Consider the following 15,380-nt stretch of genomic DNA (forward strand, 5'->3'; position numbering starts at 1 on the left):
GCTACGCGTCCCGTCGCGACGCCAGCCGATCCGCCAGGCGGGTCGGCTCCGGCAGGCGATAGCCACGCAGCGTCCGCTGCACCCACTGCAGTGCGGTATCGGCGCTGATGCGGTGCCCGCCAGCGACGAACAGCGGCCTGCAGCGGACCTTGCTGCGCAGCACCCAGCCGAGCTGTTCATCGCCATCGAGCAGGGGCGTATGCGCGCCAGCCTCGTCTGCGGGCTCGACGAAGCGACCGACCAGTTTCGACTTGGCCACGCCGATGCTCGGCAGATCGGTGACGACGCCCAGGTGCGCCGCCACGCCCAGCCGTCGCGGATGGCTGATGCCGTGCCCATCGACGAAGACCAGGTCCGGCGAACGCGGCAGCAGGGCCAGTGCAGCGAGCAGGGCGGGCAGCTCGCGGAAGCTGAGCAGGCCGGGGATGTAAGGCATCACCGTGGGAATGCGGGCGATCTCCCGGGCCACCGGTTGCAGGGTGGCGGCATCCAGCAGCACCGCTGCGGCGCGGGTGGTGCGGCCGTCGTCCTCGAAGCCGACGTCCAGCCCGGCCAGCCAGCGTACGGTACCCGGCAGCCGGTCGCTGCGCTCCACCCGCGCCGCAAGCCGCAGCTGTTGCTCGCGTGCGGCGGCGACGCTGCCCTGCCAGCGCCCGGGATCGATCACGGTATTCATCGATCACAGCATCGCATGGGCCGCGCCACGGCACGGTGAGCGGCCCCGGGGCTACAATGGCGTCCTGCCTTTCCTCGCGTTGGAGATCCTGCAGTGACCCGTAAACTCGTACTGTTGCGCCATGGCCAGAGCCAGTGGAACCTGGACAACCGCTTCACCGGCTGGGTCGATGTCGACCTGACGGAGCAGGGGCGCCGGGAAGCGGCTGCCGCTGGCCGCCTGATGCGCGAGGAAGGCCTGCAGTTCGACGTCGCCCACACCTCGGTGTTGAAGCGCGCCATCCACACTCTGCAGGGTGCGCTGGCCGAGCTGGAGCAGGACTGGTTGCCGGTGAACAAATCCTGGCGTCTCAACGAGCGCCATTACGGCGGCCTGCAGGGCCTGGACAAGGCCGAGACCGCTGCAAAGCACGGCGAGGAGCAGGTCAAGGTGTGGCGTCGTTCCTATGACATCCCGCCGCCGCCGATGGATCTGGAAGACCCGGGCCACCCGATCCACGACCGTCGCTACGCCCGGCTGGACCGCAATGCGTTGCCGGGTACCGAATCGCTGGCCACCACCCTCGACCGCGTGCTGCCGTACTGGCACGACGCCATCGCGCCGCAGCTGAAGGACGGCAAGACGGTGCTGGTCACCGCCCACGGCAACTCGCTGCGCGCGCTGTACAAGTACCTCAACAATGTTTCGCGCGAGGAGATCCTCGAGCTGAACATTCCGACCGGCATTCCGCTGCTGTTCGAACTGAACGATGACCTGACCGTGCAGTCGTTCCGCTACCTGGGCGACCCGGAAGCGGCGCGCAAGGCCGCTGAGGCCGTGGCCAACCAGGGCAAGGCCAAGTAACCATCGGAAGGCCGGCGCACGCCGGCCTTCGCTTTTGTGGCGCAGCGCAGGGCCCGGCGCCACATGACGAGCGCTCTGTGACCTTTGGCCGGTCCCTGCCGCGGGCGTCCCCGTCTACCCTGTGGAATTACCCGCAGGAGAGCCTCATGAACGTCCGCAACCTGGCCCCGCTGGGCCTGACCATCGCCATTGCCGCCTCCCTGGCTGCGTGTGGCAAGAACGAAACTGCACCGGCGACCAGTGCCGACGCTACGCCGGCCTTCGACCTGTCACAGATCAAGACGCCGCTGATCTCGCTCAACAGCGCCGATCTCGATCCGGCCATCGCGGCCTGTACCGACCTCAATGGCTTCGTCAACAGCAAGTGGCTGAAGGCCAATCCGGTACCGGGCGACCAGACCACCTGGGGCAGCTTCGAGATCCTGCGCGAGCGCTCGCTGGAAGTGCAGCATGCGCTGGTGCAGCAGGCTGCCGCCAGCCAGGCCAAGGCCGGTTCGGTGGAAGCCAAGATCGGCGACATCTGGAAGACCGGCAACGACGAAGCGAAGATCGAGGCTGCGGGCCTGGCGCCGCTGCAGCCGCAGCTCGACAAGATCGCCGCGCTGAAGGACACCGCCACCCTCACCCAGTACCTGCGCGACAGCCAGGCCGAGGGCAAGGGCGTGCTGTTCTCGCTGTTCGCCAATGCCGACTACAAGGATTCGGCCAACGTCATCGCCTACATCGGCCAGGGCGGCCTCGGCCTGCCGGAGAAGGGCTACTACTTCGATGATGCGCAGGCCAGGATCCGCGACGCCTACGTGGCCTACATCGCGCAGGTGCTGACCCTGTCCGGCGTGGATGCCGCGCAGGCCGCCGAGCAGGCCAAGGCCGTGATGGCCTTCGAAACCCGCCTGGCCAAGGCGTCCATGTCGCGCATCGAAATGCGTGACCCGGCCAAGCGCTACAACCCGCTCAGCGCTGCCGATGCCGACAGGCTGACCCCGAACTTCAGCTGGACCGCGCTGTTCGACACCCTGAAAGTGCCGGCCGCGCAGAAGTTCTCGCTGGCCCAGCCGGGCTTCTTCTCCGAGATGGACAAGATGCTGGCCGATGTGCCGGCCAGCACCTGGCAGGCCTACCTGCGCTTCCACACCATCGACGACGCCTCGCCGTACCTGAGCAGCCAGTTCGAGAAGGCCAACTTCGATTTCTATGGCACCACCCTGCGTGGCCAGAAGGACATGCAGCCGCGCTGGAAGCGCGTGCTGGAGTCGGTCAACGGCGGCATGGGTGAGGCGCTGGGCCAGCTGTACGTCGACGCCGTATTCCCGGCCGAGTCGAAGGTGGCCATGCAGCACCTGGTGGAAAACCTGTCGCAGGCGTTGAAGGTGCGCCTGGAGCAGCTGCCGTGGATGGGCGAGGAAACCAAGAAGAAGGCACTGGAGAAGTGGGCCAGCTTCACCCCGAAGATCGGTTACCCGGACAAGTGGCGTGACTGGGCAGGCCTGCAGACCAACGGCGACAGCTACCTCGGCAACATGCAGGCGGCGCGCGCGTTCAACTACCGCTACATGCTGGACAAGATCGGCAAGCCGGTGGACAGGACCGAGTGGGGCATGACGCCGCAGACCGTCAACGCCTACTACAACGCCACCAAGAACGAGATCGTGTTCCCGGCAGCGATCCTGCAGGCGCCGTTCTTCGACGCCAAGGCCGATCCGGCACTGAACTACGGCGGCATCGGCGCGGTGATCGGCCACGAGATGATGCACGGCTACGACGATTCGGGCAGCCAGTTCGCCGCCAACGGCAACTTCGACAACTGGTGGACCGATGCCGACCGCAAGGCGTTCACCGAACGTACCGACCAGCTGGTCGCGCAGTTCGATGGCTACGAAGCGGTGCCCGGCGTGAATGTGAAGGGCAAGCTGACCCTGGGCGAGAACATCGGCGACCTGGGCGGCCTGACCGTGGCCTATGACGCGCTGCAGATGGCGCTGAAGGAAGATCCGAAGGCGAACGTCGAGGTCGATGGCTACAGCCAGGACCAGCGCTTCTTCATGAACTGGGCCACCGTGTGGCGTCGCAACTTCACCGATGGCGAACTGCGCGTGCGCCTGAACACCGATCCGCACGCGCCGGCCAACTTCCGCGCCAACGGTGCGCCCTCGAACATGCCGTCGTTCGCGGCTGCGTTCCAGTGCAAGGCCGGTGACGCGATGGTGCGTGCCGACGACAAGCGCGTGGTGATCTGGTAACCGATCACACGTGAAGCGTGATGCGAAAGGCCCGGCGCAAGCCGGGCCTTTCGTCTGTTCGCCCGGTGGCGCCGGATCTCAGGCCAGCGCAGGTTCCTGCGCCAGCAGGCGATGGAAGCGCTGCAGCACGTAGGGGTCGATCAGGCCGCCGGCCTGGTCATCGAGGATGCGCAGTGCCGTTCCGTGCGCCATCGCCGCCCGGTACGGACGATCACTGGTCATCGCATCGTAGGCGTCGGCGAGCGTGACAATGCGCGCGCCCAGCGGGATGTGCTCGCCGTGCAGGCCGTCGGGATAGCCGCTGCCGTCGAATGCCTCGTGATGGGCCCGGATCAGCCTGGCCACCGCGGCGGCATCGCTGCGGCCGGTGGTCAGGAAGATGTGCTCGCCACGCACGGGATGCTCACGCATGATCGCGCGCTCCTGTTCGGTGTGCCGGCGAGGGCTCAGCAGCACGTCGTCGGGAATGCCGATCTTGCCGATGTCATGGAATCGCGCGGCCAGCGCGACCCGCGTGCCGGCCTCCTGGTCCAGGTCGCAGTGCATGGCCAGGCGCTGGGCCAGCCGGCCGACCCGGTCACAGTGATGGCGGGTGTAGGCGTCGCGCATCTGCAGCGACATGGCCAGGGCATCGATCAGGCAGGCCTGTGCGTGCAGCAGGTCGGGGGCGGTTACGGCGTCAGGCAGCATGGTTGTCCGCCCGCACCGGGTGGGGCCGGTGCGGGGTGGTGGCAGTGGGAAATCAACCCGGGGCGAGGGTCGTCAGCAGGGCGCGGGCCGCATTGAAGCGGTCTTCCGGCAAGGGTAGCGGGTGCTTGATGCGGAGTTTGTCCGGGCCTTCCATCGCATACAGGTTCGGCTGCTTCTGGATCAGCTGGATCACGGCCATCGGGTCGATGTCCGGCTTCGATTCGAACACGATGCGACCGCCGTTCTCGCCCAGGTCCAGCTTGCGGATGCCCAGCGCGTTGGCCCGCAGCTTCAGCTCGGCAACCGCGAACAGGTGCTTGGCCGGGTCCGGCAGCAGGCCGAAGCGATCGATCATCTCGACCTGCAGCTCGCGCAGCGCATCGTTGTCGCGCGCGCTGGAAATGCGCTTGTACAGCGTCAGGCGGGTATGCACGTCCGGCAGGTAGTCTTCCGGAATCAGGGCCGGCACATGCAGCTCGACGTCGGCACCGCGCACTTCCTCGCCGGCATCCAGGTCCGGCAGCTTGCCCTGCTTGATGCTGCGTACCGCACGCTCCAGGAGCTCGGTATACAGGCTGAAGCCGACTTCGGCCATCTGCCCGCTCTGGTCCTCGCCGAGCAGTTCACCGGCACCGCGGATTTCCAGATCGTGCGTGGCCAGGGTGAAGCCGGCGCCCAGCTCGTCCATGGAGGCGATGGCTTCCAGGCGCTTCTCGGCATCCGGGGTGATCGCACGGCGGTCAGGCGTGATCAGGTAGGCGTAGGCGCGGTGGTGCGAACGCCCCACGCGGCCGCGCAGCTGGTGCAGCTGGGCCAGGCCGAAGCGGTCAGCGCGGTTGATGATGATGGTGTTGGCGTTGGGGATGTCGATGCCCGACTCGATGATCGTGGTCGACAGCAGCACGTTGAAGCGCTGCTTCTGGAAATCCAGCATCACCTTTTCCAGTTCGCGCTCCGGCATCTGGCCATGGGCGATGCCGATGCGCGCTTCCGGCACGAGTTCGGACAGCTCGCGCTGCATGCGGCCGATGCTCTCCACGTCGTTGTGCAGGAAGTACAGCTGGCCACCACGCGCCAGTTCGCGCTGGAAGGCCTCGCGCAGCAGCGCGTTGTCCCATTGCGTGATGAAGGTCTGTACCGCCAGCCGGTTCGGCGGCGGCGTGGCGATGATCGACAGGTCGCGAAGGCCGGCCATGGCCATGTTCAGCGTGCGCGGGATCGGCGTGGCGGTCAGGGTCAGCAGGTGCACGTTGGCACGCAACGCCTTCAGCGCCTCCTTCTGGCGTACGCCGAACCGTTGTTCCTCGTCGACGATGACCATGCCCAGATCCTTGAATTTCACGTCCGGCTGCAGCAGGCGGTGGGTGCCCACGATGACATCGATGGTGCCGGCAGCGACCTTCTCCAGTTCGGCCTTGATCTCCTTGGTGCTCTTGAAGCGCGACAGCACTTCCACCTTGAGCGGGTAATCGGCGAAGCGGTCGCGGAAGTTGCGGTAGTGCTGTTCGGCCAGCAGCGTGGTCGGCACCAGCACCGCCACCTGCTTGCCGGCACTGGCAGCGGCGAACGCGGCGCGCACGGCGACCTCGGTCTTGCCGAAGCCCACATCGCCGCAGACCACGCGGTCCATCGGCTGACTGCTGGCGAGGTCGCGCAGGGTCGCGTCGATGGCGGCCAGCTGGTCGGGCGTCTCCTCGAACGGGAAGCCGGCGGCGAATGGTTCGTACATCGCGCGGTCGACCTGCAGGGCCAGTCCGGCACGTGCCTGCCGGCGCGCCTGGATTTCCAGCAGTTCGGCGGCGACGTCGCGCACTTTCTCGGCGGCCTTGCGCTTGGCCTTGGTCCACTGCTCGCCCCCGAGCGAATGCAGGGGCGCGGTCTCCGCGGATGCGCCGGAGTAGCGGCTGATGAGGTGCAGCTGTGCGACCGGCACGTACAGGCGGTCGCCCTTGGCATACTCGATTTCCAGGAACTCGCCCGGCATGCCACCGACGTCCATCGCGATCAGGCCGCGATAACGGCCCACGCCATGATCCTCATGCACGATCGGCGCGCCTTCGGTCAGCTCGCCCAGGTCACGGATGATCGCTTCCGGTTCGCGGCCGGCGCGGCGCGTGCGGCGGGTGCTGCCGGCGCGCTCGGGGAACAGCTGGCGTTCGGTCAGGACCGCCAGGCGCGGATCGTCCAGGGCGAAGCCATCTTCCAGCGGCGCCACGGTGATGGCAAAGCGCACATCGCTGGCGAGGAAGGCGGGCAGGTCGGCCACCACCGGCGGCTTCAGTTCGGCCGCCTGCAGCACTTCCAGCAGGGCTTCGCGGCGGCCCGGTGAATCTGCGGCGATCAATACCCGGCCGGGGTAGTGGCCGAGGAAGGATTTCAGCGCGTCGCCAGCGGGCGCTTCGCGGGCCGCTACCGGCAGCGCCGGCAGGGGCTGGTCGCCCAGCGCATGTGCATCGGCGATGCGTGCATGGTCGGCGGCCCATACTTCGATGCGTGGCGCGTCGTTCAGCCGCTCGCGCAGCTGCTCAGGCGAAAGGTACAGCGCCGAGGGCGGCAGCAGCGGGCGCTCGACATCGTGGCGGCGCTGCTCGTAGCGTTCGCCGGTCTGTGCCCAGAACGCGTCGGCGGCTTCGCCGGCGCCGGCACACACCACCGGCAGGCTGCCGGCAGGCAGATAGTCGAACAGGCTGGCGGTGCGATCGAAGAACAGCGGCAGGTAGTACTCGATGCCGGCCGGGGCCAATCCGGACTTGAGGTCCTGGTACAGCGCACTGCGGCGCGTGTCGACATCGAAGCGTTCACGCAGGGCGGCCAGCACGCGGCCGATGCTGGCCTCATCCATCGGTACTTCGCGACCGGGCAGCATGTGCACCGACTCGACCCTGTCCAGCGAGCGCTGGCTTTCCGGGTCGAAGGCGCGGATCGAGTCGATGTCCTCGTCCAGCAGCTCCACCCGCAAGGGCTCGTCGGCGCCCATCGGGAACACATCGAGCAGGCCACCGCGCACGGCGAAGTCACCGGGGTCCATCACCTGCGGCACGTTGCGGTAGCCGGCGCTTTCCAGGCGGCGTTTTTCGGCCTCCAGGTCCAGGCGCTGGCCGACCTTCAGGTCGAAGCTGCCGCCGATCACGTAACTGCGCGGGGCCAGCTGCTGCAGCAGGGTCTGGACCGGCACCACCACCAGGCCGCGCTTGAGCGCAGGCAGGCGGTGCAGGGCCGCCAGGCGCTGCGAGATGATGTCCGGATGCGGGCTGAAGCGGTCGTAGGGCAGGGTTTCCCAGTCCGGGAAGGCGATCACCGGCAGCGCGGGATCGTTGCCCAGCAGGGTCTGCAGATCGGCTTCGAGCTGGTTGGCGCCGTGGTTGTCACGGGCAACCACCAGCAACGGCGCGTCATGCGCGCGCGCCGCCTGGGCCAGGTACCAGGCCAGGGCGGTCGGTGAAGCGGGGGCGCGCCACCAGGCGCGGAGCTGGCCGGCGCGCGGCAGCGGCGGGGCGGGGTATGAAGTACGCGACATGGACCGCGGATTTTAGCAGAAGCCTCCACCCGCCCCATGATTGCTGCGTGAGCGGGCAGCGCCGGGCCATGCCCGGCGGGCGCAGTGGCTGCAACGGCATCGCCGGGCGGCGCCCGGCGTCACCGTCAGTTGTCCAGTTCCAGCACCATGCGTACCAGCCCTTCGGTGCCGTTCGGGTGCGGAACGGGCTTGAAGCCCAGCGAGGCGGCCAGCTGCTTCATCGGCTCGTTCTCGGCCGCCACATCGCCGTACAGGCGATCCAGGTACTTGCCCCGGCCCCACTTCACCAGCTTGCGCATCAGCTGCCGGCCCAGGCCCTGGCCGATGAGGAAGCGGCTGATCAGGATCGCGTACTCGGCTTCGCGGGTACCGGGGATGATCGAGGCCCGGGCGACCGCACCGACCACGGCCTCACCGGCGGGCAGGGACTCGGCCGCGACCAGGGTGATCTCGGTCTTGGGATTGGGATGGGTCAGGCGCTGGGTGGTTTCCGGTGACAGCTCGGTCACCGCCTGCAGGAAACGGTCGCGGATTTCTTCCGGCCCGAACAGGCTGAAGGCCGCTTGCAGCGGCGCGCTGTCTTCCGGGCGGATGGGACGGATCAGCAGCTCGTGGCCGCTGGGAGCCTTGAAGATCTCATGCCAGGGCGGCATGCGGTTGCGAGTGGCCATACCGGGTGATTCCTTGGTGGTCCATCGATTGTGGCATCACCGGGGCCGTCTTCCGTGAACAAAAGGCTCACGGGCGTACAGCCTCGTGAAGGCCATTATTCAGGTGCCTTGAGCCAATCCAGGCGGGTGCTGGCGCCGGGCTCACCCAGGTGCTGGCGCAGCGCCGGCAGGGCCGGACCGACCGCCCGGTCGAACTGCCAGGGGGCGTTGAGCACCAGCATGCCGCTGCCGTTGAGGCGCAGCGGTGAGTCGTCGGGGCGTACCAGGAACTCGATGGTCACTGCCGACTTGACCGGCAGGGCAGTGGCCTTGCGCAGGAAATGCAGGATCGTGCGGCGCTGCTTGATCGGGAACCACACCGCGCAGGTGGCCTGCGGCCAGCGCGCCAGCGTCTCGGCCAGTGCTGCCAGGATGCGCTGGTACTCGGCGTCCTGGGCCTCGTAGGGCGGGTCGATCAGCACCAGGCCGCGGCCGATCTTGCTGCCGTTGACCTTCGGCGGCAGCAGCGAGCGCAGCAGTGCATAGCCGTCGCCCGGGTGCACGCCAACCCGGCTGTCATGGGCGAACAGGGCCTTGAGCGTGCCCACTTCGTCTTCCTGCAGCTCGCATACCGCCATCCGGTCCTGCGCACGCATGGCTTGGGCGGTGAGCAGGGGCGAGCCGGGGTAGTTGGTCAGCGCGCCGACCGGATTGTCGGCCTGCACGGCCTTCAGGTAGCGCTCGACCACGTCCGGCAGCTTCGGCTGCGCCATCAGGCGCATGACCCCGGATTCGGCCTCCAGCGTCTTGCGGCTCTCTTCGCTGGCCAGCAGATAGCGGCCAGCGCCGCCGTGGGTGTCCAGCACGAAGAACGGGCTGTCCTTGCGCTTGAAGCTGTCGATCAGGGCCAGCTGCACGATGTGCTTGAGGACATCGGCATGGTTGCCGGCGTGGAAGGCATGGCGGTAATTCATGCGGGCAGTGTACGGGGCGGCGGCCGCAGCGGCTATGCTGCGCGCCATGACAGCTCCCGTTGCCCATGTCCTGGTGGTCGAGGACGAAGCCGCCATCGCCGAAACCGTGCTCTACGCGCTGCGCAGCGAGGGCTACCTGGCCAGTCACTGCCTGCTCGGCAGCGATGCCCTGCAGCGGCTGCGGGACGGTGGCATCGATGTGGTGGTGCTGGACGTGGGCCTGCCGGACCTGAGCGGCTTCGAGGTCTGTCGTCGGCTGCGTGCGCTGCCCGGTCCGCAGGCGCAGCTGCCGGTGATCTTCCTGACCGCCCGCAACGACGAACTGGACCGGGTGCTGGGCCTGGAACTGGGCGCCGACGACTACATGGCCAAGCCGTTCTCGCCGCGCGAGCTGGTGGCGCGGGTACGCGCGCGACTGCGGCGGGCGGCGCCTGCTGCCAGTGACACCGATGCGGGCTGGCAGACGCATGGCGCCTTCGCCATCGACCGCGAGGGCCGGCGTGTCCGCTTCCACGGCCAGGCGCTGGACCTGACCCGCTACGAGTACGCACTGCTGGAAGCCCTGCTGCAACGCCCCGGGGCCATCCTCAGCCGCGCCCAGCTGATGGACCGCGGCTGGGACAGCAGTGCCGACAGCGCCGACCGCACGGTCGATACGCACGTCAAGACCCTGCGTGCCAAGCTGCGCGCGGCCGGCGCCAGCACCGACCCGATCCGGACCCACCGTGGCCTGGGCTACGCCCTGGAGGTGTGAGCGATGCGTCTGGTGATGAAGCTGTTCCTGGGCTTCTTCCTGATCGTGGGCATCGCCGCGTTCTTCGTCATGCGCGTGTTCGTCAACGAAGTGAAGCCGGGCGTGCGCCAGGCGATGGAATCGACCCTGGTCGATGCAGCCAACGTGCTGGCCGAGATGGCGGCGGCGGACGTCAAGGCAGGCACCATCAACAGCGGGACTTTCACCCGCAATTTGGCCAAGGCGCGGCAGCGTGACCTGAAAGCGATGGTGTGGCGCTTTCCCAAGCGCGCCCTCGATTACCGGGTGACGATCACCGATGCGAAAGGCATCGTGATCTACGATTCGCTGGGCCGCGACGTCGGTCGTGACAACTCGCGCTGGAACGATGTCTACCGCACCCTGCGCGGCGAGTACGGCGCCCGCTCCAGCCCGGAGACGCCGGGCGAGGAGGGCAACACCGTGATGCATGTGGCCGCGCCGGTGTACGACCCGGGCGATGGCCGCACTCTCATCGGCGTGCTCACCCTGGCCCAGCCCAACCGCAGCATCGATCCGTTCATTGCGGCCAGCCAGCGCGCCATCATCGAACGCGGCGCGTGGCTGATAGGACTCTCGGCGCTGGTCGGGGTGCTGGTGACGATGTGGTTGACCACCGGCCTGGGCCAGCTCAGCCGTTATGCGCGCGCGGTCACCGCCGGTGAGCCGGTGCCGCCGCCACGCCGCCGCCGTGATGAGATCGGTGATCTCGGCCAGGCGCTGGAGACCATGCGGCGCAAACTCGAAGGCAAGGCCTACGTCGAGCAGTACGTGCAGTCGCTGACGCACGAAATGAAGAGTCCACTGGCCGCGATACGCGGTGCCGCCGAGCTGCTGCAGGAACCGATGGCCGATGCCGACCGTGCGCACTTCGCGCGCAGCATCCTCGAGCAGCAGGAGCGGTTGACCGAAACCATCGACAAGCTGCTGGCGCTGGCCGAAGTGGAGCAGCATGGCTGGCTGCAGACGCGTGCGCCGATCGCACTGCCGGACCTGCTGCAGCAGACCGTCGCAGCCGCGCAGGTGCGCGCGCAGGCGGCCGGCGTCGAGGTACGCACTGATGCCGTGGCGGATCTGAGCGTGCAGGGTGATGCCTATCTGCTGCGGCAGGCGCTGAACAACCTGGTCGACAACGCGGTTGCCTTCTCTCCATCGGGGACGGAGGTGGTGCTGCGGGCTCAGGTTGAGGACGGCGGCGTGCGCCTGCAGGTGGCCGACCGGGGGGCCGGCATTCCCGACTATGCCCGTGACCGCGTGTTCGAGCGTTTCTATTCGTTGGCCCGTCCCGGCAGTGGCCGCCGCAGCTCCGGCCTCGGGCTGCCGTTCGTGCAGGAAGTGGCGCGTCTGCACGATGGCCGTGTCCAGCTGCAGGCCCGCGACGGCGGCGGGACCGTGGCCAGCCTGTGGTTGCCGCTGGGCATGCCCGGCCCGCGCACGCGGAGCTGACTTCACATCCGCTTCAAATTCGCCACAAACCCTGCTCACCGCGACGGTCCATCCTGCAGCCCTCTCCAACGAGGATGGACCATGAAATCCCTGAACATGCTGCTGCGGTTCGCCATTGTCGGCGGACTGATCCTGCTGCTGCTGATTCCGCTGATGATGATCCGCAGCGTGATCAACGAGCGCAGCCAATACCGCGACGAAGCCTTCGCGCGGGTCGCTGACAGCCGCGCCGGCGCGCAGCGGCTGGTGGGGCCGGTGCGGGTGGTGCCGTGGGTGGAGCGCCAGCAGGTGGAAGTCGTCGACGCCAAGGGCAACAAGAAGACCGAGGTGCAGGTCAGCGAAGGGCACTGGCTGCAGATGCCCGCCTCGCTCGACGTTGGCGGCGAGATGCTGCCCAGCCAGCGTGAGGTCGGGCTGTTCAAGGTGCCGGTGTACAGCTGGAATGGCCAGTTGAAGGCCTCTTTCGCGGCTGACGACTATCCGGTCAAGCCAGGCCGTACCTATGGCCAGCCCTATGTGGCGTTGGGCGTATCTGACGCGCGCGGCCTGGTCGGGACGCCCAACCTGCGCGTGGATGGCCGCCAGGTGCGCCTGCTGCCGGGTGTCGGCGCCGCTGCGGAGCTGGGGCGTGGCCTGCATGCCCCCGTGGCGGGCTTTGCCGGGGGGCAGGGCGGACTGCTGGCAGCAAGCACGGTGGAACTTGAGCTGCGGCTGGACGGCAGCCGCACGTTGTCGGTCGTGCCGGTAGGCGATGACAACCGCATCGCACTGCGGTCGCGCTGGCCGCATCCGTCCTTCGCCGGCGCCTTCCTGCCGAACGAACGCCGCGTCGATGCGCAGGGCTTCGACGCACGCTGGGCGGTGTCCTCGCTGGCCTCCGATGCCCAGCGCCAGCTGCGCAGCGATGGCGCGGGGGCGTCGCAGTCGGTGAGCGTGTCGCTGGTCGATCCGGTCGATGCCTACACGCAGGCCGATCGCGCCTCCAAGTATGGCGTGCTGTTCGTGCTGCTCACCTTCGTCGGCTTCATTCTGTTCGAGCTGATCAGATCGCTGCGCATCCACCCGTTGCAGTACCTGATGGTGGGCCTGGCGCTGGCGATCTTCTTCCTGCTGCTGATCAGCCTGTCCGAGCACATCGCCTTCTGGAAGGCGTATCTGGTCTCGGCGGCGGCCTGCATCGGCCTGCAGGCGGTGTATCTGGCCAACGTGCTCGGTCACTGGAAGCGCGGCCTGGGCTTCGCCGCGCTGCTGACCGTGCTGTATGGCGCGCTTTACGGGCTGCTGGTCTCGGAGAACAACGCGCTGCTGATGGGCTCGCTGCTGCTGTTCGTCATTCTGGCGCTGGCGATGTGGGTGACCCGCCGCGTGGACTGGTATGCGCTGGGCGCGGAAGCAAAGTGAGGAGAACGCGATGGGGTGGCGTCAGGGATTGCGGCTGAGAGCCCAGCAGGGCATTCCGGCTCTGCTCGAAGTGGATGCACTGCTGCAGGCGCATGGCGTGCTGGCGGCCCTGCCGGGGGCACGGATCGCCCCCGGCCTGGTCCGCTTCCAGCTGGCGCCGGCCACCTGCGAAGGGTTGCTGGGGCAGGGGCTGGAGTGGCTGGACGGTGCACGGCAGGGACGTGGCGTGCTGGGTGGAAAGGTGCCGCGCTACCGGCCCTGGAAGGCCGGGCCGGGGGCATTGGCCGAGATCGGCATCGCCGGCCTGCCCGGCGACTGGCCTGCGCATGCTGTGGTTTACGGCTGCAGCAGCATCGACCGGCGGCACTGGTTGCTGCTGCTGCCCATGCGCGCCCAGTTGTGGCTGGGCTGGAGCGGATGAGGCGCCTGCACCGCCCATGACCGATGGGACGGGGGCCAAGCGCCCCCGCTGGCTAGACTCGAGGGGTTGATGATCGAGCCGAAGGGCAGGGGTGGGATGTGCTGAAGTGGGGCGTGCTGGCGGTTGCGCTGGCGATGAGCGGCAATGCGATGGCGCAGCAGCGCGAGCCGGTGGACCTGGACATGGTCAGCCGCATCCGCCAGGAGGCGTTCCATCGCTCGCAGGTGATGGACACCTTCAGCTATGTCACCGAGCGCATCGGGCCGCGCCTGACCAACTCCCCGGCGATGGGGCGCGCAAACGCGTGGACCCGCAGCAAGTTCACCGAATGGAAGCTGGACAATGTCCACGACGAAGCGTTCGATGACTTCGGCCGTGGCTGGGAGTTCACCTCGGCCAGCGTGGAGATGCTCGGCGACCGCGTGATGCCGCTGCACGCACTGCCCAAGGCCTGGACGCCGGGCACCCGCGGACCGGTCGAGGGCGAGCTGGTACAGGTGGACATCAAGAAGCCGGAAGACATCGAGAAGTACCGCGGCAAGCTGCGCGGGAAGATCCTGCTGCTCGGCGAGGCGCGCGAGTACAAGCGGGGTACCGAGCCGGACTCGCATCGTCACGACGCCACCTCGCTGGAGGGACTGCAGGAATTCACCCTGCCCAAGGACAAGGACGCCACCGCCGAGCGCGCCAAGCGGGTGAAGGAGTACCAGGAGCGGCAGGCGCTGGCGGCCAAGGTCAACGCCTTCTTCGTCGAGGAAGGCGCATTGGCCTCGATCAGCATCAGCAGCTGGGACAACGGCATCATCCGCGTGGCCGGTGGTGGCTCGCGCAAGGCCGGGGAATCGGTCGGCATTCCGGAGCTGGCGATGATCGCCGAGCACTTCAATCCGCTGGTGCGTGCACTGGAGGCCAAGCAGCCCGTGCGCCTGCGGGTGGACGTGAGCGCGCGTTTCACCGACGACAGCGATCAGCCCGGCTACAACACGCTGGCGGAGATCCGGGGCAGCAGCAGGCCGGATGAGGTGGTGATGATCGGCGCGCACCTCGATTCCTGGCACAGCGGCACCGGCGCGGCCGACAACGCGGCCGGCGTGGCGGTGATGATGGAAGCCATGCGCATCCTCAAGGCCACCGGTGCCAAGCCCCGGCGCACCATCCGGGTGGCGCTGTGGAGCGGCGAGGAGCAGGGCCTGATCGGCTCGCAGGCCTACGTCGCCAAGCACTTCGGCCAGTTCCCGGAACCGGTGGACGCTGCGCAGAAGGCGTTGCCGGCCTCGCTGCGCGACCCCACCGGACCGCTGCGCAAGACCCGCGACTACAGCAAGTTCCAGGTCTACTTCAACATGGACAACGGCTCCGGCCGCTTCCGTGGCATCTACGCGCAGGAAAACCTGGCGGCGATGCCGATCTTCGAGGCCTGGCTCGCCCCGTTCCATGATGTCGGCGCCACCACGGTGGCGACCCGCAACACCGGCAGCACCGACCACATCAGCTTCGACCGCATCGGCCTGCCCGGCTTCCAGTTCATCCAGGACCGGCTGGATTACTTCACCAATGTCCACCACAGCCACCTGGACACCTGGGACCACGCCGAGCCCGAAGATCTCAAGCAGGCAGCGGCCATCGTGGCCTCCTTTGCCTACAACGCGGCGATGCGCGAGCAGTCGTTCCCGCGCAAGGCCGAGCCGCAGCCGTGACGTGAGCCGGAGGGGCGGACTCCGTCCGTCCCTCCGTGCCGGCGCGGGGCTGG

Annotated in this window: 12 protein-coding genes; 7 read left to right on the forward strand and 5 right to left on the reverse strand. The window is 68.0% G+C overall.

Going from position 1 to position 15,380, the window contains the following annotated elements; genetic code table 11:
- Position 1: 1 nt before the first annotated feature.
- Positions 2 to 676 (reverse strand): deoxyribonuclease V, encoded by a 675-nt coding sequence (gene nfi, locus ACZLIF_RS06545; protein WP_065174657.1) that lies wholly within the window; start codon positions 674 to 676, stop codon positions 2 to 4.
- Between the two features lie 93 nt (positions 677 to 769).
- Between nfi and gpmA the strand changes: the two genes are divergently transcribed.
- On the forward strand, positions 770 to 1,519 hold the full coding sequence (gene gpmA / locus ACZLIF_RS06550; protein ID WP_128990075.1) for a 2,3-diphosphoglycerate-dependent phosphoglycerate mutase: 750 nt from the start codon (positions 770 to 772) through the stop codon (positions 1,517 to 1,519).
- Positions 1,520 to 1,665: 146 nt separating this feature from the next.
- On the forward strand, positions 1,666 to 3,759 hold the full coding sequence (locus ACZLIF_RS06555; RefSeq protein WP_128990073.1) for a M13 family metallopeptidase: 2,094 nt from the start codon (positions 1,666 to 1,668) through the stop codon (positions 3,757 to 3,759).
- 78 nt (positions 3,760 to 3,837) lie between these two features.
- On the opposite strand, the gene ACZLIF_RS06560 is transcribed toward ACZLIF_RS06555, so the two are convergent.
- From ACZLIF_RS06560 to ACZLIF_RS06575, 4 genes are all read right to left on the reverse strand, one after another.
- A complete protein-coding gene (locus ACZLIF_RS06560; protein ID WP_128990071.1) occupies positions 3,838 to 4,449 on the reverse strand; it encodes an HD-GYP domain-containing protein in 612 nt (203 codons plus the stop codon).
- Between the two features lie 52 nt (positions 4,450 to 4,501).
- A complete protein-coding gene (gene mfd, locus ACZLIF_RS06565) occupies positions 4,502 to 7,966 on the reverse strand; it encodes a transcription-repair coupling factor (protein ID WP_128990069.1) in 3,465 nt (1,154 codons plus the stop codon).
- Positions 7,967 to 8,091: 125 nt separating this feature from the next.
- Positions 8,092 to 8,637, reverse strand: coding sequence for a GNAT family N-acetyltransferase (locus tag ACZLIF_RS06570; protein ID WP_053517384.1), 546 nt, complete (start codon positions 8,635 to 8,637; stop codon positions 8,092 to 8,094).
- Positions 8,638 to 8,732: 95 nt separating this feature from the next.
- Complete coding sequence (locus tag ACZLIF_RS06575) at positions 8,733 to 9,590, reverse strand: 23S rRNA (adenine(2030)-N(6))-methyltransferase RlmJ (protein ID WP_128990187.1); 858 nt, start codon at positions 9,588 to 9,590, stop codon at positions 8,733 to 8,735.
- A 34-nt stretch (positions 9,591 to 9,624) separates the two neighbouring features.
- Between ACZLIF_RS06575 and creB the strand changes: the two genes are divergently transcribed.
- The 5 genes from creB (at position 9,625) to ACZLIF_RS06600 (ending at position 15,327) form a co-directional block, all read left to right on the forward strand.
- A complete protein-coding gene (gene creB / locus ACZLIF_RS06580; protein WP_111185841.1) occupies positions 9,625 to 10,344 on the forward strand; it encodes a two-component system response regulator CreB in 720 nt (239 codons plus the stop codon).
- 3 nt (positions 10,345 to 10,347) lie between these two features.
- Positions 10,348 to 11,808 (forward strand): two-component system sensor histidine kinase CreC, encoded by a 1,461-nt coding sequence (gene creC, locus ACZLIF_RS06585; protein ID WP_128990067.1) that lies wholly within the window; start codon positions 10,348 to 10,350, stop codon positions 11,806 to 11,808.
- 81 nt (positions 11,809 to 11,889) lie between these two features.
- On the forward strand, positions 11,890 to 13,209 hold the full coding sequence (gene creD / locus ACZLIF_RS06590) for a cell envelope integrity protein CreD (protein WP_128990065.1): 1,320 nt from the start codon (positions 11,890 to 11,892) through the stop codon (positions 13,207 to 13,209).
- Between the two features lie 10 nt (positions 13,210 to 13,219).
- Positions 13,220 to 13,630 carry a hypothetical protein gene (locus tag ACZLIF_RS06595; RefSeq protein WP_128990063.1) on the forward strand — a complete coding sequence of 137 codons (411 nt, stop codon included), beginning with the start codon at positions 13,220 to 13,222 and terminating at the stop codon, positions 13,628 to 13,630.
- 98 nt (positions 13,631 to 13,728) lie between these two features.
- Complete coding sequence (locus ACZLIF_RS06600) at positions 13,729 to 15,327, forward strand: M20/M25/M40 family metallo-hydrolase (RefSeq protein ID WP_128990061.1); 1,599 nt, start codon at positions 13,729 to 13,731, stop codon at positions 15,325 to 15,327.
- Positions 15,328 to 15,380: the final 53 nt, after the last annotated feature.

It is taken from the genome of Stenotrophomonas sp. 2201_Sma, assembly GCF_056486685.1.

Bases quoted from the DNA above. Each gene is read 5' to 3' on its own strand.
- nfi (WP_065174657.1), bottom strand. From the start codon at position 676: ATGAATACCGTGATCGATCCCGGGCGCTGGCAGGGCAGCGTCGCCGCC.
- ACZLIF_RS06555 (WP_128990073.1), top strand. From the start codon at position 1,666: ATGAACGTCCGCAACCTGGCCCCGCTGGGCCTGACCATCGCCATTGCC.
- ACZLIF_RS06560 (WP_128990071.1), bottom strand. From the start codon at position 4,449: ATGCTGCCTGACGCCGTAACCGCCCCCGACCTGCTGCACGCACAGGCC.
- mfd (WP_128990069.1), bottom strand. From the start codon at position 7,966: ATGTCGCGTACTTCATACCCCGCCCCGCCGCTGCCGCGCGCCGGCCAG.
- ACZLIF_RS06570 (WP_053517384.1), bottom strand. From the start codon at position 8,637: ATGGCCACTCGCAACCGCATGCCGCCCTGGCATGAGATCTTCAAGGCT.
- ACZLIF_RS06575 (WP_128990187.1), bottom strand. From the start codon at position 9,590: ATGAATTACCGCCATGCCTTCCACGCCGGCAACCATGCCGATGTCCTC.
- creB (WP_111185841.1), top strand. From the start codon at position 9,625: ATGCTGCGCGCCATGACAGCTCCCGTTGCCCATGTCCTGGTGGTCGAG.
- creC (WP_128990067.1), top strand. From the start codon at position 10,348: ATGCGTCTGGTGATGAAGCTGTTCCTGGGCTTCTTCCTGATCGTGGGC.
- creD (WP_128990065.1), top strand. From the start codon at position 11,890: ATGAAATCCCTGAACATGCTGCTGCGGTTCGCCATTGTCGGCGGACTG.
- ACZLIF_RS06595 (WP_128990063.1), top strand. From the start codon at position 13,220: ATGGGGTGGCGTCAGGGATTGCGGCTGAGAGCCCAGCAGGGCATTCCG.